Origin of the sequence: Streptococcus mitis (assembly GCF_047462815.1) — a bacterium.
GTDB lineage: Bacteria > Bacillota > Bacilli > Lactobacillales > Streptococcaceae > Streptococcus > Streptococcus mitis_DO.
Window position 1 is genome coordinate 13,669 of the sequence record NZ_JASHFB010000017.1, and the last position, 17,715, is coordinate 31,383.

The 17,715-nt window shown below is 39.9% G+C and carries 20 protein-coding genes and 1 pseudogene; 15 read left to right on the forward strand and 6 right to left on the reverse strand.

The features are described from left to right. Positions 1 to 241: 241 nt before the first annotated feature. Both trhA and QM865_RS08700 read right to left on the reverse strand, forming a co-directional pair. Entirely contained in the window at positions 242 to 889 is a 648-nt protein-coding gene (gene trhA / locus QM865_RS08695; protein ID WP_414306466.1) for a PAQR family membrane homeostasis protein TrhA, read from the reverse strand. Continuing rightward, the gene (locus QM865_RS08700; RefSeq protein WP_042751456.1) at positions 886 to 1,332 is read right to left on the reverse strand and encodes a DUF1836 domain-containing protein; all 447 of its coding nucleotides are present in this window, start codon (positions 1,330 to 1,332) and stop codon (positions 886 to 888) included. Before QM865_RS08700 ends, trhA begins: the two co-directional genes overlap by 4 nt. A gap of 134 nt (positions 1,333 to 1,466) precedes the next feature. On the opposite strand from QM865_RS08700, the gene QM865_RS08705 reads away from it, so the two are divergent. The 7 genes from QM865_RS08705 to trxB all read left to right on the forward strand — a co-directional run bounded on the left by QM865_RS08705 (position 1,467) and on the right by trxB (position 5,819). Then, positions 1,467 to 1,961 (forward strand): N-acetyltransferase family protein, encoded by a 495-nt coding sequence (locus QM865_RS08705; protein WP_414306467.1) that lies wholly within the window; start codon positions 1,467 to 1,469, stop codon positions 1,959 to 1,961. Next, positions 1,961 to 2,470, forward strand: coding sequence for a methylated-DNA--[protein]-cysteine S-methyltransferase (locus tag QM865_RS08710; RefSeq protein WP_414306468.1), 510 nt, complete (start codon positions 1,961 to 1,963; stop codon positions 2,468 to 2,470). Before QM865_RS08705 ends, QM865_RS08710 begins: the two co-directional genes overlap by 1 nt. A 12-nt stretch (positions 2,471 to 2,482) precedes the next feature. Then, positions 2,483 to 2,839: an arsenate reductase family protein gene (locus QM865_RS08715; protein ID WP_000889092.1), complete on the forward strand. Its 357-nt coding sequence runs from the start codon at positions 2,483 to 2,485 to the stop codon at positions 2,837 to 2,839. Positions 2,840 to 2,996: 157 nt separating this feature from the next. After that, entirely contained in the window at positions 2,997 to 3,797 is an 801-nt protein-coding gene (locus QM865_RS08720; protein WP_414306469.1) for an amino acid ABC transporter permease, read from the forward strand. Continuing rightward, entirely contained in the window at positions 3,797 to 4,540 is a 744-nt protein-coding gene (locus QM865_RS08725; RefSeq protein ID WP_219966758.1) for an amino acid ABC transporter ATP-binding protein, read from the forward strand. The genes QM865_RS08720 and QM865_RS08725 overlap by 1 nt, the downstream gene beginning before the upstream one ends. Before the next feature lie 77 nt (positions 4,541 to 4,617). Continuing rightward, positions 4,618 to 4,842: a DUF4059 family protein gene (locus QM865_RS08730; protein WP_219966757.1), complete on the forward strand. Its 225-nt coding sequence runs from the start codon at positions 4,618 to 4,620 to the stop codon at positions 4,840 to 4,842. 65 nt (positions 4,843 to 4,907) lie between these two features. Next, positions 4,908 to 5,819 carry a thioredoxin-disulfide reductase gene (gene trxB, locus QM865_RS08735; RefSeq protein WP_203175472.1) on the forward strand — a complete coding sequence of 304 codons (912 nt, stop codon included), beginning with the start codon at positions 4,908 to 4,910 and terminating at the stop codon, positions 5,817 to 5,819. 113 nt (positions 5,820 to 5,932) lie between these two features. Here trxB and QM865_RS08740 read toward each other — a convergent pair whose 3' ends face one another. Next, positions 5,933 to 6,118, reverse strand: coding sequence for a hypothetical protein (locus QM865_RS08740; RefSeq protein ID WP_203175474.1), 186 nt, complete (start codon positions 6,116 to 6,118; stop codon positions 5,933 to 5,935). Between the two features lie 225 nt (positions 6,119 to 6,343). On the opposite strand from QM865_RS08740, the gene rpiA reads away from it, so the two are divergent. The 8 genes and pseudogenes from rpiA to deoD all read left to right on the forward strand — a co-directional run bounded on the left by rpiA (position 6,344) and on the right by deoD (position 15,672). Further along, positions 6,344 to 7,027: a ribose-5-phosphate isomerase RpiA gene (gene rpiA / locus QM865_RS08745; RefSeq protein ID WP_203175476.1), complete on the forward strand. Its 684-nt coding sequence runs from the start codon at positions 6,344 to 6,346 to the stop codon at positions 7,025 to 7,027. Positions 7,028 to 7,050: 23 nt separating this feature from the next. Further along, positions 7,051 to 8,262 (forward strand): phosphopentomutase, encoded by a 1,212-nt coding sequence (locus tag QM865_RS08750; protein WP_261070711.1) that lies wholly within the window; start codon positions 7,051 to 7,053, stop codon positions 8,260 to 8,262. A gap of 1 nt (position 8,263) precedes the next feature. Continuing rightward, positions 8,264 to 8,824 (forward strand): DUF1697 domain-containing protein, encoded by a 561-nt coding sequence (locus tag QM865_RS08755; RefSeq protein WP_261070710.1) that lies wholly within the window; start codon positions 8,264 to 8,266, stop codon positions 8,822 to 8,824. Continuing rightward, positions 8,821 to 9,630 carry a purine-nucleoside phosphorylase gene (locus QM865_RS08760; protein WP_000143368.1) on the forward strand — a complete coding sequence of 270 codons (810 nt, stop codon included), beginning with the start codon at positions 8,821 to 8,823 and terminating at the stop codon, positions 9,628 to 9,630. Before QM865_RS08755 ends, QM865_RS08760 begins: the two co-directional genes overlap by 4 nt. A 188-nt stretch (positions 9,631 to 9,818) precedes the next feature. Continuing rightward, complete coding sequence (locus QM865_RS08765) at positions 9,819 to 12,551, forward strand: thiol-activated cytolysin C-terminal domain-containing protein (protein ID WP_414306470.1); 2,733 nt, start codon at positions 9,819 to 9,821, stop codon at positions 12,549 to 12,551. Between the two features lie 327 nt (positions 12,552 to 12,878). Continuing rightward, a pseudogene (locus QM865_RS08770) lies at positions 12,879 to 13,124 on the forward strand (purine-nucleoside phosphorylase); the annotation flags it as partial. Next, positions 13,118 to 14,401, forward strand: coding sequence for a chloride channel protein (locus QM865_RS08775; protein ID WP_414306471.1), 1,284 nt, complete (start codon positions 13,118 to 13,120; stop codon positions 14,399 to 14,401). The pseudogene QM865_RS08770 and the gene QM865_RS08775, both read left to right, overlap by 7 nt. Before the next feature lie 560 nt (positions 14,402 to 14,961). Beyond that, on the forward strand, positions 14,962 to 15,672 hold the full coding sequence (deoD, locus tag QM865_RS08780) for a purine-nucleoside phosphorylase (protein ID WP_000022097.1): 711 nt from the start codon (positions 14,962 to 14,964) through the stop codon (positions 15,670 to 15,672). Between the two features lie 25 nt (positions 15,673 to 15,697). Here deoD and QM865_RS08785 read toward each other — a convergent pair whose 3' ends face one another. The 3 genes from QM865_RS08785 to coaA all read right to left on the reverse strand — a co-directional run bounded on the left by QM865_RS08785 (position 15,698) and on the right by coaA (position 17,499). Further along, positions 15,698 to 16,222, reverse strand: a complete 525-nt coding sequence (locus QM865_RS08785) for a DNA topology modulation protein (protein WP_060628512.1) — start codon at positions 16,220 to 16,222, stop codon at positions 15,698 to 15,700. Positions 16,223 to 16,274: 52 nt separating this feature from the next. Further along, positions 16,275 to 16,511 (reverse strand): 30S ribosomal protein S20, encoded by a 237-nt coding sequence (gene rpsT / locus QM865_RS08790; protein WP_001274000.1) that lies wholly within the window; start codon positions 16,509 to 16,511, stop codon positions 16,275 to 16,277. 67 nt (positions 16,512 to 16,578) lie between these two features. Further along, positions 16,579 to 17,499 (reverse strand): type I pantothenate kinase, encoded by a 921-nt coding sequence (gene coaA, locus QM865_RS08795; protein ID WP_414306472.1) that lies wholly within the window; start codon positions 17,497 to 17,499, stop codon positions 16,579 to 16,581. Between the last annotated feature and the right edge of the window lie 216 nt (positions 17,500 to 17,715).

Consider the following 17,715-nt stretch of genomic DNA (forward strand, 5'->3'; position numbering starts at 1 on the left):
AAAACACTGTTTTGAGGCTGTAGATAAGACTGACGAAGTCAGTCACATATATACGGTAAGGCGACGCTGACGTGGTTTGAAGAGTATAACTATTCTGATTTACATACTAGTAGGGAAGCAGTATTCCATAATTGACGGCACGCTAGTAGGTACTATAAAATGGACTAGAGTACTTTTTTGATTGGGTATAAAACATCATAGAGAATAAAAATAGGTTAGGATTCTTTGTCCTAACCTATTTTTACATGTAATAAACAATGGCAATGTATTGGAGGGTAGATGCTGCTAGGATAAAGAGATGCCAAATCATGTGGAAATAAGGTTTTTTCTTGGCGTAAAATCCAGCTCCAACTGTATAAGAGAGTCCACCGCTTACCATGAGACTCCAAAAGATGGGCGTTGTTTGACTGATAATGGCAGGAATGATAGCTAGAACCAACCAGCCCATAATCAGGTAAAGAGCAAGGCTAAATTTCTCATTGACTTTTTTAGCAAAGATTTTATAGAGAATACCAAAGATGGTCGTTCCCCACTGGATGGCAATAATCAGATAGCCAAACCAGTTATTCATCAAGGTTAAGACGATTGGCGTATAAGAGCCTGCGATAGCAACGTAAATCATAGAATGATCAATGATTCTCAAGACGTATTTATGGGTCGAACCATAGGCCATAGAGTGATAAATGGTGGATGATAGAAACATGAGAAAGAGACTAATAACGAAAATGGAAACTCCGATAGAGGATAAAAATCCGTGTGCCTCATAACTATAGGTGGATGAAATGGGGAGTAAGATGAGCATGATGATTGCACCCACAGCATGGGTCACACTATTAGCAATCTCCTCTCCAAAACTGAGTTGTTTGCTGAGTTTAAGACTGGTGTTCATTGGATTACCTCCTCTTGAGTATGATCGATTAAGGCTAGAGTTTGATGATAGAGTTTAACGGTTTGGCAGCTGGTTTGGATAATGGGGTTAGCTGGATCAATTCCTTGGTTCATGTAGTCCACAAAAGCGTCGTAGAGTTGGTCTGAACTTGCTTGAGTTTGTAGAGTATTAAGTGTCTGTGCTATTTCTTGAATAGAGAATACCGACTTGAGGGTTGTGATAGCAATCAAACGGGCAATTTGTTGGCGTTGGTATTTTTTCTTGTCAGGCTTTGTCAGGTAACCATGTTTGACATAATTGTTGACCATGGATGCTGTCAGGCCCTTGTCTTTATCAGGAGAAATAGGGGCGCAGACCTGATTGACATAGAGCAAAACTTGGTCCAGATAGAGGTCAATATTTGGGATTTCTGCCCATTTTGGGTAGGAAAAGGTGGTTTTCATTTTCAACTCCTTTTTATCTAGTTTTAATAACTAGATTATAAAATAACAAAAATAAAAAGTCAAGTTTTAACTGCTTGTGAAAAGGCTTAAATTATGCTATGATGGGAGAAACTAGTCAGAAATGAGGAGAAAAGATGGAGATTCGTTTAGCTTTTCCAAATGAAGTAGATGCCATCATGCAGGTGATGGAAGATGCTAAAAAATGTTTAGCAGATGTTGGTAGCGACCAGTGGCAAAATGGCTATCCAAATGCTGATATTATTATTGAGGATATTATCTCAGGTCAAGCCTACGTAGCCTTGGAAGAGGGAGAACTACTAGCTTATGCAGCTGTGACCAAGAGTCCAGATGCAGCTTATGAAGCCATTTATGAAGGAAAATGGCAAGCTGGAGAGTCAGAGTACCTAGTCTTTCACCGTATTGCTGTGGCAGCAGATGTCCAGGGACAGGGGGTTGCTCAGACTTTCCTAGAAGGCTTGATTGAAGGTTTTGACTATCTAGATTTTCGCTCAGATACGCATGTTGCAAACAAGGCCATGCAGCATATCTTTGAAAAACTCGGTTTTAAACAGGTTGGTAAGGTTCCAGTTGATGGCGAACGTTTGGCCTATCAAAAATTGAAGAAATAATGCAAAAGAAGTACGTAAAAAAGCTCTACTTTTCGCCAATAGGAACCTTGTCTTTGGTTGCCGACGAGCAATATCTGTATGGCATTTGGGTGCAGGAGCAGAAGCATTTTGAGAGGGGACTAGGAGATGAGACGATAGAAGCAGTTGTTAGTCATCCCATTTTAGACCCAGTTATTACTTGCTTAGATGCTTACTTTAAAGGAAAGTCTCAGGATTTATCCAACTTACCCTTGGCGCCAATCGGAACGGATTTTGAAAAGAGAGTTTGGTCCTATTTACAGGGAATTCCTTATGGTCAGACAGTGACCTATGGGCAAATAGCACAAGATTTGCAAGTGGCTTCTGCTCAAGCAATTGGTGGAGCAGTGGGGCGCAATCCTTGGTCTATCCTAGTACCTTGTCATCGTGTGATAGGAGCAGGCAAGCGTCTGACAGGTTATGCTGCAGGAGTGGAAAAGAAAGCTTGGCTCTTGGAGCATGAAGGCGCAGATTTTAAAGATATAAAATAGAAAGTGAAACACATGTTAGAATTTATCGAATATCCAAAATGTTCAACTTGTAAAAAAGCAAAACAAGAATTAAACCAACTCGGTGTGGACTATAAAGCCGTTCATATCGTCGAAGAAACACCTAGCCAAGAAGTCATTTTAAACTGGCTAGAAACCTCAGGTTTCGAGTTGAAGCAATTTTTTAACACCAGTGGGATCAAATACCGTGAATTAGGGCTGAAAGATAAGGTAGGAAGCCTGTCAAACCAAGAAGCGGCTGAGTTGCTAGCAAGTGACGGCATGTTGTTAAAACGGCCAATTTTAGTAGAAAATGGAACTGTTAAGCAAATCGGTTATCGAAAACCTTATGAAGAACTGGGATTGAAATAGTTTTTATCTATCTCTTTGATAGATAAAATATATAACCTCCCTGTTTCAAAGTATGATAAACTAGTAGGTAGATAAAGTCTGTATCTGACCGTAGCAAATAATTTCATTGACGGCAGAAGTATGGTAGAATGAATCATTATCAGGAGAGGATGTTTTTATGAATGTTATAACGATTTTAGCATCAGATTGGTACCAAAACTTGATGCAATTGATTCCGGATGGCAAGCTGTTTAGCTTGCGTTCGGTCTTTGATGGAATCCCGAGAATTGTCCAACAACTTCCAACAACGATTATGTTGACAATTGGTGGTGCCCTTTTTGGCTTGGTTTTAGCACTTCTTTTTGCCATTGTGAAGATCAATCGTGTCAAGATTTTATATCCCTTGCAGGCCTTCTTCGTTAGTTTCTTAAAAGGGACACCGATTTTGGTGCAACTCATGTTGACCTACTACGGAATTCCTTTGGCTTTGAAAGCTCTCAATCAGCAATGGGGAACTGGTCTCAATATCAATGCAATTCCAGCCGCTGCTTTTGCGATTGTCGCCTTTGCTTTTAATGAGGCAGCTTATGCTAGTGAAACAATTCGTGCAGCCATTCTCTCAGTAAATCCTGGTGAGATTGAGGCGGCACGCAGTCTGGGTATGACACAAGCACAAGTTTATCGTCGCGTGATTATTCCAAATGCAGCAGTTGTGGCGACTCCAACTTTAATCAATTCCCTAATCGGCTTGACCAAGGGAACTTCCCTAGCCTTTAGTGCGGGTGTTGTGGAAGTATTTGCCCAAGCTCAGATTTTAGGTGGGGCTGATTACCGCTATTTTGAACGCTTTATCTCCGTTGCCCTTGTTTATTGGGTGGTCAATATCGGAATTGAAAGCCTCGGTCGTTTCATCGAGAGAAAAATGGCTATTTCTGCACCTGATACAGTGCAAACAGATGTGAAAGGAGACCTTCGTTAATGATTAAGATTTCGAATTTAAGCAAATCCTTTTCAGGACAGACTGTCTTGGATCATCTGAACTTGGATATTCAAAAAGGGGAAGTTGTAGCCTTGATTGGTTCTTCAGGAGCTGGAAAATCAACCTTTCTTCGCAGTCTCAATTATCTTGAAACACCTGACAGTGGCTCTATTCAGATTGATGATTTCTTAGTTGATTTTTCTAAAATCACTCAAGAAGAAATCCTTTCCCTACGCCGTAAGCTGTCTATGGTTTTCCAACAGTTTAATTTGTTTGAACGCCGAACAGCACTTGATAATGTGAAAGAAGGCTTGGTTGTTGTCAAGAAATTGTCTGATCAAGAAGCGACTAAGATTGCCAAGGAAGAGTTGGCTAAGGTTGGGCTTTCTGACCGTGAAAACCATTACCCTCGCCATTTATCAGGTGGACAGAAGCAACGGGTTGCCCTAGCGCGTGCGCTTGCTATGAAACCAGATGTTTTGCTCTTAGATGAACCAACTTCAGCCCTTGACCCAGAATTGGTCGGTGAAGTAGAGAAGTCTATTGCAGATGCTGCTAAGTCAGGTCAAACCATGATTTTGGTCAGTCATGACATGTCCTTTGTAGCCCAAGTAGCTGATAAGATTCTCTTCCTAGATAAGGGGAAAATCATTGAGTCTGGAACACCGGATGAGATTATCCACCATCCTAAAGAAGAGCGGACAAAAGAATTCTTCGCTAGTTACAAACGGACTTATATTTGATATAATAGATAAAGGAAAACTCAGTTAGCTGGACTAGCTGAGTTTACTCTTTAAAAAAGATAGAAATGAGAGAAATCATGCTACTGCAACTATTTTCTTTATATTTCGAGAGTTTAATCTTGACCGCCATCCTTGTCCTGATTTTTTTAGGAATTTGGATTGGACTGAGAGCCATGTCGGGAATTGATAAGACAGCCAAGGCTCGCCAAGCCCATCTCTATGATATGATTATGATTGGGGTCTTGGTTGTTCCAGTATTATCCTTTGCGGTTATGAGTTTAATTATTGTTTTCAAGGCATAATCCTTGCGTGATTGACAGGAAAGAGTTAGAATAAAGATAGTTACAACAAGAAAGAAGGAAACTATATGTACGATACTATTATTATCGGTGCTGGACCTGCAGGGATGACTGCGGCCTTATACGCTGCTCGAAGCAATTTGAAAGTAGCCTTGATTGAAGGCGGTCTGCCAGGTGGTCAGATGAATAATACATCTGATATAGAAAATTACCCAGGGTACGCTAATATCAGTGGACCAGAATTGGCAGAAAAGATGTTTGAACCGCTTGAAAATCTTGGTGTTGAGCACATTTATGGCTATGTTGAAAATGTCGAAGACCATGGTGATTTTAAGAAAGTGATTACTGATGATCAAACGTATGAAACACGTACAGTTATCGTAGCGACTGGTTCTAAACACCGTCCTTTGGGAGTGTCTGGAGAAGAAGAACTGAACAGTCGTGGTGTTTCTTACTGTGCTGTGTGTGATGGTGCTTTCTTCCGTGACCAAGATTTGTTGGTAGTCGGTGGTGGAGATTCGGCTGTTGAAGAAGCCCTCTTCTTGACTCGTTTTGCTAAGACTGTTACCATTGTTCACCGTCGTGATCAACTTCGTGCTCAAAAGGTATTACAAGACCGCGCCTTTGCGAATGAGAAAGTCAGCTTTATCTGGGATTCTGTAGTAAAGGAAATCAAGGGTGAAAACAGAGTAGAATCAGTCGTGTTTGAAAATGTGAAAACAGGTCAAGTGACAGAACAAGCCTTCGGTGGTGTCTTTATCTATGTTGGATTGGACCCTCTTAGCGATTTTGTTAAAGAATTGAATATTCAAGATCAGGCAGGCTGGATTGTGACAGATAGCCACATGAAGACTGCAGTTGACGGTATCTTTGCAGTTGGAGATGTTCGCTTGAAGGACCTCCGACAAGTAACAACAGCGGTTGGAGATGGAGCTATCGCTGGTCAAGAAGCCTATAAATTTATCACAGAACATAGTTAATTATAAAAAACGCATAGTATCAGATTTACAAAAAATTTGACACTATGCGTTTTATTGTGGGAAAATTAATTTCATTTTCTACTGAAATTGAGTTTTGCCAGCCTCTTATATTTTTAGAAAAATCCTTTAATCTTGCTAACGAAGCCATCTAGACCTTCTGAACCGGAAATCAACTGCTGAGCTTGAGAGAAGTATTCTCCAAGCTGTTCTTGATTTTCTGCAACAAATGTTTTTGCAGCTTCGAAATCTTTTGTTTCGATTAATTCTTTTACTTGGTTAAACAAATCTAATGGGTTCATCTTATTTCTCCTTTTCTGTACTTAACTATTTAATCATCTTTATGATAAAAAATCAACTGTTGCTGCTTTTGGCTAGGACCTGTTTTTATCTACAAGTTCTCATAACTAAGATTCTAACTACCAAAACAAGGTGGACATAAAAATGTTCGGGTTTTTCTAGTGTATCCATGAAATAAAAACGGATACATGATATAATAGAGATAGCTCTTTAATGGAGGTGTTTGAGTGGAAAATCTGAAGAAAATGGCAGGTATCAAGGCTGCTGAGTATGTCAAGGATGGCATGGTAGTCGGACTTGGAACGGGGTCTACTGCCTATTATTTCGTAGAAGAAATTGGTCGTCGTATCAAGGAAGAAGGGTTGCAGATTACAGCTGTAACGACTTCTAGTGTGACTAGTAAACAGGCTGAAGGGCTTAATATCCCGCTCAAGTCTATTGACCAAGTAGATGTTGTCGATGTGACGGTTGATGGAGCGGATGAAGTGGATAGTCAGTTTAATGGAATCAAAGGTGGTGGTGGTGCCCTTCTGATGGAGAAAGTTGTCGCAACGCCTTCAAAAGAATACATTTGGGTGGTGGATGAAAGCAAGCTAGTAGACAAACTAGGTGCTTTTAAATTGCCAGTAGAAGTGGTTCAGTATGGCGCAGAACAGGTCTTTCGTCGTTTTGAGCGAGCTGGCTACAAACCAAGTTTCCGTGAAAAAGACGGCCAACGTTTTGTGACCGATATGCAGAATTTTATCATTGACCTTGCTTTGGATGTCATTGAAGATCCAATTGCTTTCGGACAAGAATTGGACCATGTGGTTGGCGTCGTGGAGCACGGCTTATTCAACCAAATGGTGGATAAGGTCATCGTTGCTGGACGAGACGGGGTTCAGATTTTAACTTCAACAAAAGCAAAATAACTAAAATAATAAGGAGATACACTATGTCAAAATTTAATCGTATTCACTTGGTGGTATTGGATTCTGTAGGAATCGGTGCTGCACCAGATGCTAATAACTTTGTCAATGCAGGAGTTCCAGATGGAGCTTCTGACACATTAGGACACATTTCAAAAGCAGTTGGTTTGAATGTCCCAAACATGGCTAAAATTGGTCTTGGAAATATTCCTCGAGAAACTCCTCTTAAGACTGTTCCAGCTGAAAGCAATCCAACAGGATATGCAACAAAATTGGAAGAAGTATCTCTTGGTAAGGATACGATGACTGGACACTGGGAAATCATGGGACTCAATATTACTGAGCCTTTCGATACTTTTTGGAACGGATTCCCAGAAGAAATCCTGACAAAAATCGAAGAATTTTCAGGACGTAAGGTCATTCGTGAAGCTAACAAACCTTACTCAGGAACGGCTGTTATCGATGATTTTGGACCACGTCAGATGGAAACTGGAGAGTTGATTATCTATACTTCAGCTGACCCTGTTTTGCAAATTGCTGCCCACGAAGATAGTATTCCTTTGGACGAATTGTACCGTATCTGTGAATACGCTCGTTCGATTACACTTGAGCGCCCTGCCCTTCTAGGTCGTATCATTGCTCGCCCTTATGTAGGTGAGCCTGGTAACTTCACTCGTACAGCAAACCGTCGTGACTTGGCTGTATCCCCATTTGCACCGACTGTTTTGGATAAATTGAATGAAGCTGGTATCGATACTTATGCTGTTGGTAAAATCAATGATATCTTTAACGGTGCGGGTATCAACCATGATATGGGCCACAATAAGTCAAATAGCCACGGAATTGATACACTATTGAAGACCATGGGCCTTGCTGAGTTTGAAAAAGGATTCTCCTTCACAAACTTAGTTGACTTTGATGCTCTTTACGGCCACCGTCGTAATGCTCACGGTTATCGTGATTGCTTGCATGAGTTCGATGAGCGCTTGCCTGAAATTATCGCTGCCATGAGGGAGAACGACCTTCTCTTGATTACTGCGGACCATGGAAATGACCCAACCTATGCAGGAACAGACCACACTCGTGAATATATTCCACTTTTAGCTTACAGCCCTAGCTTTAAGGGAAATGGTGTCATTCCAGTTGGACATTTTGCAGACATCTCAGCGACAGTTGCGGATAACTTTGGTGTTGAAACTGCCATGATTGGGGAAAGTTTCTTAGATAAATTGGTATAAGATGACACGCTATGCTTTACTGGTAAGGGGCATTAATGTCGGTGGGAAAAATAAGGTTGTCATGGCGCAACTTCGTCAAGAACTGACAGAGTTGGGACTGGAAAAGCTTGAAACCTACATCAACAGTGGCAACATTTTCTTTACTTCGACAGCTCCCAAAGCCCAATTGGTTGAAAAATTAGGGACTTTCTTTGGAATCCATTATCAATTTATTCAGAGCTTTTCTTTACTGAGTCAAGAAGACTATGAAGCAGAAGTGGAGAGTTTACCAGCTTGGTGGACCAAAGACCTAGCTCGAAAGGATGTCCTCTTCTACACGGAGAGCTTGGATGTGGATCAAGTGATCGAGAAAGTGAACGGTTTGGAACTGGAAGATGAAGTTGTTCATTTTGGAAGACTTGGGATTTTCTGGGGGAAATTCTCTGAGGAATCCTACTATGCAACTGCCTATCACAAGTACTTGCTCAAGATGCCTTTTTATCGCAACATCACCATTCGCAATGCAAAAACCTTTGACAAAATCGGTCAAATGCTAAAAACTAATAAAGGAGACACACAATGACATTTTTAGATAAGATCAATGAAACAGCTGCCTTCCTGAAAGACAAGGGAATCCAAGCTCCCGAGTTTGGTTTAATCCTTGGATCAGGTCTGGGAGAACTTGCAGAAGAAATCGAAAATCCTGTTGTAGTAGACTATGCAGATATTCCAAACTGGGGCCGCTCTACAGTAGTTGGTCACGCTGGTAAATTAGTATATGGGGAACTTGCAGGTCGCAAGGTTTTGGCTCTTCAAGGTCGTTTCCATTTCTACGAAGGAAATCCTCTGGAAGTCGTGACTTTCCCAGTACGTGTCATGAAAGTGCTAGGATGTGAAGGTGTCATTGTAACTAATGCAGCTGGTGGTATTGGTTATGGTCCTGGTACCTTGATGGCTATCTCAGATCATATCAATATGACGGGACAAAACCCATTGATGGGTGAAAACTTGGATGATTTTGGTCCACGTTTCCCAGATATGTCTAAGGCCTACACACCAGAATACCGTGCTACTGCCCATGAAGTGGCTAAAAAACTTGGTATCAAGCTTGACGAAGGTGTCTATATCGGTGTTACTGGTCCAACTTATGAAACACCAGCAGAAATTCGTGCCTATAAGACACTGGGAGCTGATGCAGTCGGTATGTCTACGGTTCCTGAAGTTATTGTGGCAGCCCACTCGGGTTTGAAAGTTCTAGGAATTTCATGTATTACTAACTTTGCGGCTGGTTTCCAAGAAGAACTCAACCACGAAGAAGTTGTGGAAGTAACAGAACGTGTCAAAGGTGATTTCAAAGGCTTGCTTAAAGCGATTCTTGCAGAATTGTAAAAAAATTGGTGATGGCATTAGACTAGAAAGGGGGAGTTCTCATCGTTTTTAGTAGAGAAGATTGGGTTTGTTGTGATTAAAAGATGAACAAAAATCCAATCAACTACTATATCTTTAGTAAAAATTTATCACATGCTTATTTATCAATTATTGGTAAATAGGGGAAAATAAAAGAAAGTTAGAAAAGAATGAAAATCGGTCAACGAATGATGCGTTTTGGCATAAAAAAATTAAGTATCGGAGTTGTATCTGTTGCAGTTGGTTTTGCTTTTTTAGCACCGACAGGAATTTCTGCCAATGAAGGAAGTCCAGTTGTGAAAAACGAAACTCCTCTAGTAGTAAATGCAACGGATAGTCCGACAAAACTAGAAAATACTGATAAAAAACAGGAAACGCCTCTTATAGAGGAAAGAGTAGCAGTTATCCAACCAGCTCCGGAAACAAAAGAAGTCCTTAAAAATCAGAAGGAAGAAGAAAAGCTGGAATCCCATAAAACAGAGCCTGCTCTAGTTCCTGAAGAAGTGAATAGAGAGGAAAATGTAAAGGATGAGTCTACAACTTCTCGTCCTGTGACAGCAGAAGATCTCTTGAAAATCTCAAAAGGAGAACTGCACTCAGAAAATGATTTACTTGACAATTCTCTTTATGGTGAAAAGGTCCTTGATTTGGAAGGTGATGATGATCAGGATGGTATCAAAAATAAGGATGAGCTTTATGTTTATCGTAAAGATGGTAAGGACTATTTAGGATATAACAGTCATCCATTACTGGCAGACAGTGATGGAGACGGATTAGCAGATGGGGAAGATGATAATAAGAAACAATGGTATGTTACAGATCGAGATGCTCTTCTCTTTATGGAGTTATCCTATCGTGATGATGACTATATCGAAAAAATTCTAGATCATAAAAATCCATTTCCGAGTCTCTACTTGAATCGTCAAGAATATAAGATGATGCACAATGAGTTGGCCCCGTTTTGGAAGATGAAAAAAGCTTACCATACAGCTAGTGGTTTGGATGCTTATCTATTTGAAACTAAGAGTGATTTTCCTTATTTAAAAGACAATACTGTTCAAATGTTGGCTATACGTGGGACAAGACTGAATGATGCCAAAGATTTGAGAACGGACTTGACCTTGCTAGGAGGAAATAAACCTGCACAAGCGGATGATATCCGTAATGTGGTAAAAGAATTGGCGCAGGATTCCAGCATTACCAATCTGTATATGACAGGTCATTCGCTAGGAGGTTACTTAGCTCAAATAGCAGCAGTTGAAGCCTATCAGAAATATCCTACTTTTTATAACAATGTTTTGAAAAAAGTGACAACATTTAATGCGCCTAAGGTCATTACTTCAAGAACAATCTGGAATGCCAAAAATGGTTTCTGGGATGTAGGACTAGAAAGTCGGAAACTTGCTGTAAATGGAAAAATTAAACATTATGTAGTGGATAACGACAATGTGGTTACATCTGTGCTACAAAATGATAGTGATGTGGTGACATCTACAGGAAGCGCCAATGTTAAACACCGTTCGCGTGGCTATTTTGAAAGTCGCATGAATGATATTCCAAACTTTAATATTGGAAAACGAACAACATTGGACAAGCAGGGTTACCGTGATCCAAAACTGGAAAAAATTTCTTTCTTTAAGAAACAACAACTCCCTCTGTCATCTAGTCAACCAAGCGCTGAACCTCTTGAAAATATAGCTCTAGGGAAACGGGTTACCCAAAGTTCGACAGCTTTTGGAGGTGACGCTAGAAGGGCTGTAGATGGAAAAGTTGATGGGAATTATGCTCATCATTCTGTAACGCATACAGAGTTTCAATCTAAGCCTTGGTGGCAAGTCGATTTAGATAAGGAAGAAACGATTCGTCAAATCAACATCTATAATCGAAAAGATACTGCTCAGGATAGGCTTACCAATTTTAATGTGATTCTTTTAGATAGTTCTGGGAAAGAAATTGAAAGAAAGCGCATTGCATCTCTGAAAGATATCTCTGCACAAATTGCAATTGACTATAAAAAAGCTCGTTTTGTCCGTATTGAGTTAGATGGTTACAATGCTCTCAGTCTCGCAGAAGTTCAAGTTTTGCGTGCTGAGAATATCGCATGGAAAAAGCAAGCACGCCAAAGTTCTACCGAGTTTGGAGGAGATGCTAGTCGTGCCTTGGATGGCAATACCAATAGTAGCTACAGCCAGCAATCAATTACTCATACAAAATTTGAAAATCAGCCTTGGTGGGAAGTTGATTTGGGTCGTACAGAACAGGTAGGACTTGTCCGTCTTTATAATCGTGGAGATGGCGAGCTTTCCAAACGTTTGGCAGATTTTGATGTGATTTTATATGATGAAAAAGGGACAGAAGTTACTAGAAAATATGTTTCTCGTTTAGAAGGAAATCGTCTAGATCTTCAGTTGGATGGCAAGTTGGGTCGCCGTGTCCGTATTCAATTGCGTCAGAAAAATCAAGCTCTCAGTCTTGCTGAAGTAGAAGTATTTCGATTTATAGCTAAGAATGCTGTGACACCACCAACTTCTAAGCCAGTACAAGTGTTAAATTACACTCCTGTAAAAGATAAAACCCTAACTATTCAGCATAGTGGAGCTTACATTGCACGCTATTCTATAACTTGGGAAGAAGTTACAGTAGATAAAAATGGTCATTCAGTTGTTCGCAGTCATTCTTGGGAAGGAAATGGACGTAACCAGACTGCAGGTTTTGTACTCAACCTTCCAATTAAAGAAAATATGAGAAATCTGCGAATTAAGATCGAAAAGAGAACAGGTCTTATCTGGAATAGATGGCAAACAATCTATGATAACAGACCTCTCCTGGCTCAACCGCATCGAAAAATTACTCACTGGGGAACAACATTGAATTCTAAGGTGAGTGATGATGATGTCTTGTAATCTGATGGTACAATGACAGTTAGTTTGTCTAGTTTATAAGAAAGTACTACCTGAGCTTGAATAGAACTCAGGTAGCTCTCTGTGAAAGAACAAAATTAATATTCAATGAAAATCAAAGAGCAAACTAGGAAACTAGCCGCAGGCTGCTCAAAGCACTACTTTGAGGTTGTAGATATAACTGACGAAGTCAGCTCAAAACACTGTTTTGAGGTTGTGGATAGAACTGACGAAGTCAGTAACCATACATACGGCAAGGCGACGTTGACGTGGTTTGAAGAGATTTTCGAAGAGTATAAACAGAAAGGTAGAGCGCGTGTTTGGATTTGAACACGAGTAGAAATTCGTACCTATAAGATGCTTGGAACAGATGTGGTCGGAATGTCAACTGCTCCTGAAGTTATTGTTGTAGCCTACTCAGGTTTGAAACTTCTAGGAAGTTTATGTATTACTAACTATACTACTGGTTTCAAATAAGAGATTAACCACGAAGAGGTTATAGAAGTGGCTGAGTGTGTTAAAGGTGATTTTAAAGGCTTACTTAAAGCCGTTTTTGCTGAATTATTACTATGTTAAAAGAATTGAGGAGTAATTTTCAGAAAATCCCTTATAATCTTAAATTATTTCTAGCAGTCATTTTGCAAGGAATAGTTTCAGGTTTATCTGGTATTTTTCTACATTATCTTTTAAAGATAATAGAGGGGATAGCTTTTGGTCAATCAGAGCATCAAACTGTATTCTTGACAGATGGAGTTTCCTCATCGCGGATAGGATTAAGTTTAATAATCGTAGGTGTCAGCTCATCCTTGGTCTGGTATTTCTTGCAAAAAAAATCACAGATTTTTTCCATTAAAGCACAGATGAAGGATGAGAGTTCACAATACAAACTTCATTTTTTAAAACAGCTATTTCATTCAATTTGGCAGATTATTGCAGTTGGAGGGGGAGCACCTATTGGTAAAGAAGCTGCGCCACGAGAGATTGGAACTCTATTTGCAGGACCAATTGGAAAAATATGTTCTCTCTCTAAGAAGGATCAGATCTTTCTCCTTGCTTGTGGTGCTGGTGCTGGTTTAGCGGCTGTTTATCAGGTTCCATTAACAAGTGTCTTCTTTGTTTTTGAAACCCTAGGAATTGCTCTATCTATTAAACGATTTGTCTTAGTCGGTTTGGCTACCTATGTCTCAACCTATATAGCAGGCTGGGTTATTTCAGATCAGGCTCTTTATCAGATTCCAGCCATCACATGGTCATTAAAGGAAATATGGAATATTCCCTTATTACTTCTTTTCTTAACCCCACTAGCTTGGCTTTTTGGTCACTTAAGTAAGGCAGCGTCTTCAAACAGAATAAAAGATAAACGAATACTTCTCACATTGCCTACAGCTTTTCTTTTTCTTGCTGGGTTGGCAAGTTATTTTCCACATCTACTTGGAAATGGACGTATGATGGCTCAGGAAGTATTGAATGGTAGCAATGGCAAAACAGTATTCCTCTTGTTTATCCTAAAAGCACTGGTCGTTCTTATTACTCTGTGGGCAGGGGCCTATGGTGGTACACTTACGCCATCTTTTGCCTTGGGGATGGCTGGAGCTGGTCTCTTGAGCATGATTATAGGTTTGGACAGTCAGCCAACCGTTTTACTTTTGGGATCGGTTTGCTTTTTATCAGTGACCTTGAGGGCGCCCATTTCTGCAACCGGATTAGTTATAGGTTTCACTGGGCTAGGTATAGATTCTCTTCCGTATCTCTTAGTAACAGCTGTTTTAGCCTATGAATTTGCAAAAATGTTAGACCACTTTCCTTGTGCTAGCATACTGTGTCAGAAGTCAAATAATAAAGTAATTAGGTAGGAAATGCCCATTTCTTCTAGTTAAGGATTTAACTTAAAAGATTAAAAACTATTGTCAGTTTATCAATAACTGTTTTAAATAAAAATGAAGTAGGCCTATTGGAATCTTGATTGAATCCGATTTTTCCTAGCTATGAAATATAAAAATAAAAAAAGAAAGGTAGAGTGAGGTGTTCTAATTTGAACACGAGCGGAAAACTTTTCTAAAAACTCAGAAGAGAAGGGGGAGTTCAGATTTGAATTGAAGCCGATCTAATCTTCTCAATATTATCAAAATTAAGAAAGAAAGGAATTGAACCCACCCTAAAAGCAGTGGGAAAAAGATAGTTAGTCTAGCGAGCATCGCTCACTGCGCCCAACTCCTATTTTCCCTTTGCTTTTTGACGGGTTTGGTATCTTTCTGATTATAAATTTTAGAATAAAGAAAGGATGGGTTAACTGTATTCATTGAACTGAATACGGGCGGAGAACTGTGTAAAAAAGATAAACTGTCTAGCATCGGAGATGCTTCGTCAGTTTCCTATTTTTACTTTGTTCTCTGTCGCCCTTTATATCTTAATTATGTCTATCCATATTGCTGCTCAGCAGGGTGAAATTGCTGATAAAATTCTTCTTCCTGGGGATCCTCTTCGTGCTAAGTTTATTGCGGAGAATTTCCTTGAAGATGCTGTTTGTTTTAACGAAGTACGTAACATGTTTGGTTACACTGGTACTTACAAGGGCCACCGTGTATCAGTCATGGGAACTGGGATGGGGATGCCATCTATTTCGATTTATGCGCGTGAGTTGATTGTTGACTACGGTGTGAAAAAATTGATTCGTGTGGGAACTGCGGGTTCTTTGAATGAAGATGTTCACGTTCGTGAATTGGTTTTGGCGCAGGCAGCGGCAACCAACTCAAACATCGTCCGTAATGACTGGCCACAGTACGATTTCCCACAAATCGCTAGCTTTGATTTGCTGGACAAGGCCTACCATATCGCCAAAGAACTCGGTATGACCACCCACGTTGGGAACGTTTTGTCTTCTGATGTCTTTTACTCAAACTACTTTGAAAAGAACATCGAACTTGGTAAATGGGGAGTCAAGGCTGTGGAAATGGAAGCAGCAGCCCTTTACTATCTGGCAGCCCAACACCATGTTGACGCGCTTGCCATCATGACTATTTCTGATAGTTTGGTCAATCCAGATGAAGACACGACTGCAGAAGAACGTCAAAATACCTTCACTGATATGATGAAGGTTGGTTTGGAAACCTTGATTGCAGAATAATTATAGCCAAAAAGGAAGCCCTTCTTTATGAATTGGAGGACTTCCTTTTCTTATCCAGAAATTGATCTAGTTCTTTCTGATTTCGAATAATAGTGACTTTATGTGAGTATTCTTGGCAAAATTTTTGGTATCTTTCCTTAGCATTATTTGTCCGTCCATCTCTGAGAATCCATCTGATAAACTCCCAATTAAATTGTTCTTGACAACCAGCTGCCATACTTTCTCTCACTTTTCCTCTGTATTTTAAATAGCGCTTAAAGGCTCTTAGCAAACAATTCCAAGAAGAGAAGTTTAAAAAGATGATTTGGTCAGCTTCCTGCATTCTTTCCTCGTAATAGCACCAAGAATAATTCCCATCAATGACCCAAGCTTCCTGTGTTGTGAGAAAGCTTTTCATTTCATCCAACATCCAGTCACGGTCACTGTCTTGCCAACCAGGCTGAAATTGGAGTGTGTCCATGTGAAGTTTTGGGATGGAGTAGTAGAGAGATAACTTTTCAGCTAGCGTTGACTTACCAGCACCAGAATATCCGATAATTGCGATTTTCATTTTCTACCTTTTTCTATTTGAGGACAAAAAAACAGCCTCCATGGACTGTTTCTTATTTAGCAAGTTTAGCTGAAAGACGAGCTTTGTCGCGGCTTGCTTTGTTTTTGTGAATCAAACCTTTAGTTTCTGCTTTATCGATAGCTGAGCTAGCAGCACGGAAAAGTTCTTCAGATGGGTTTGCTTCGAAAGCTTTGATAGCAGTACGCATAGCTGATTTTTGAGCTGAGTTCTTTTCGTTTTGTTTAACGTTCAATTCAGCGCGTTTGATAGCTGATTTAATGTTTGCCAATGTTCTTACCTCCATATTTACTAACTATACCATTATATCTGAAAACTTACGTTTTGACAAGAGAAAATTACTTTTTTAAGTAAATTTCATCGATTTCATGGTTCTTTGTTTTATGCAGAATCACTTCTGCACGATTTCTGGTTGGTTCAATATAATTTTGTAGATTTGTGAGATTGATACTGGTCCAGACTTGATGGGCAAAGGATTCCACTTCCCCAATTGGCATTTGAGTAAAACGATAATAGTAGCTATCAGGGTCGCTTTGGGCTAGGCTCAGCATTTTCAAGAAACGGTCCAGATACCAACTCTCGATGTCATCGACGGCAGCATCAACATAGATGGAAAAGTCAAAGAAGTCAGTAATGTAGAGACGCTCGTTTTGTGGATTTTGAAAGACATTAATACCTTCGACAATCACAAAATCAGCAGCTTTGACGCTTTGCTTTTCCTCAGGTACGATGTCGTAGACTTCATGAGAATAGACAGGAATATCTACATCTTGTCCATTTTTGATGTGATCCAGGAAGTTGAGAAGAGCTTCCATATCATAGCTTTCAGGAAATCCCTTGCGATTTAAAATCCCTTGTTCAATCAAGGTCTGGTTGGGATAGAGAAAGCCGTCAGTTGTTACCAACTCAACCGTAGCATCTGTAAGTGTACGGGACAGTAGGATTTGAAGTAGGCGACTGGTTGTGGATTTTCCAACGGCAACACTCCCAGAAACCCCAATGATAAAAGGCTGGGATTTGCTTTCACGTTGAAGGAAAATCCCTTTTGAAAAGGCCAAATCATCCTTGGTACGCTTGTAAATCTGGATGAGATGGGCTAGGGGAAGATAGACATCAGTAACGTCCTGCAGACTAATCTGGTCATTAAAACTCTTGATGGATTCTAATTCCTCTTCAGTCAAAGGAGGTGTTGTCTTTCGATGTAAAGATTGCCAAGTCTGGCGGCTGATTTTTTCAAAATGTAAAAATTCGTTGGTCATTTGTTTTCCCCTAGATATTTTATCTATCATACCATAAAAAGCTAAAAAAATAAAGCGGTTTCTTGATGATAGTAAGCCAATATCGTATAATGCTAACTTCTCAAAGTAACTTCCACTTGCCTGACCAAAGTGGAAATTAGTCTAAAACGGATTTTTATGGTGGAATTAAGTATGAGACGTTTGAGTTAGAAATGAGGTCTACTATGACAAAACATA

Bases quoted from the DNA above. Each gene is read 5' to 3' on its own strand.
- QM865_RS08775 (WP_414306471.1), top strand. From the start codon at position 13,118: ATGTTAAAAGAATTGAGGAGTAATTTTCAGAAAATCCCTTATAATCTT.
- QM865_RS08760 (WP_000143368.1), top strand. From the start codon at position 8,821: ATGACATTTTTAGATAAGATCAATGAAACAGCTGCCTTCCTGAAAGAC.
- QM865_RS08705 (WP_414306467.1), top strand. From the start codon at position 1,467: ATGGAGATTCGTTTAGCTTTTCCAAATGAAGTAGATGCCATCATGCAG.
- trhA (WP_414306466.1), bottom strand. From the start codon at position 889: ATGAACACCAGTCTTAAACTCAGCAAACAACTCAGTTTTGGAGAGGAG.
- deoD (WP_000022097.1), top strand. From the start codon at position 14,962: ATGTCTATCCATATTGCTGCTCAGCAGGGTGAAATTGCTGATAAAATT.
- QM865_RS08715 (WP_000889092.1), top strand. From the start codon at position 2,483: ATGTTAGAATTTATCGAATATCCAAAATGTTCAACTTGTAAAAAAGCA.
- QM865_RS08720 (WP_414306469.1), top strand. From the start codon at position 2,997: ATGAATGTTATAACGATTTTAGCATCAGATTGGTACCAAAACTTGATG.
- QM865_RS08700 (WP_042751456.1), bottom strand. From the start codon at position 1,332: ATGAAAACCACCTTTTCCTACCCAAAATGGGCAGAAATCCCAAATATT.
- QM865_RS08750 (WP_261070711.1), top strand. From the start codon at position 7,051: ATGTCAAAATTTAATCGTATTCACTTGGTGGTATTGGATTCTGTAGGA.
- QM865_RS08710 (WP_414306468.1), top strand. From the start codon at position 1,961: ATGCAAAAGAAGTACGTAAAAAAGCTCTACTTTTCGCCAATAGGAACC.
- coaA (WP_414306472.1), bottom strand. From the start codon at position 17,499: ATGACCAACGAATTTTTACATTTTGAAAAAATCAGCCGCCAGACTTGG.
- QM865_RS08725 (WP_219966758.1), top strand. From the start codon at position 3,797: ATGATTAAGATTTCGAATTTAAGCAAATCCTTTTCAGGACAGACTGTC.
- trxB (WP_203175472.1), top strand. From the start codon at position 4,908: ATGTACGATACTATTATTATCGGTGCTGGACCTGCAGGGATGACTGCG.
- QM865_RS08730 (WP_219966757.1), top strand. From the start codon at position 4,618: ATGCTACTGCAACTATTTTCTTTATATTTCGAGAGTTTAATCTTGACC.
- QM865_RS08785 (WP_060628512.1), bottom strand. From the start codon at position 16,222: ATGAAAATCGCAATTATCGGATATTCTGGTGCTGGTAAGTCAACGCTA.
- QM865_RS08765 (WP_414306470.1), top strand. From the start codon at position 9,819: ATGAAAATCGGTCAACGAATGATGCGTTTTGGCATAAAAAAATTAAGT.
- QM865_RS08755 (WP_261070710.1), top strand. From the start codon at position 8,264: ATGACACGCTATGCTTTACTGGTAAGGGGCATTAATGTCGGTGGGAAA.
- QM865_RS08740 (WP_203175474.1), bottom strand. From the start codon at position 6,118: ATGAACCCATTAGATTTGTTTAACCAAGTAAAAGAATTAATCGAAACA.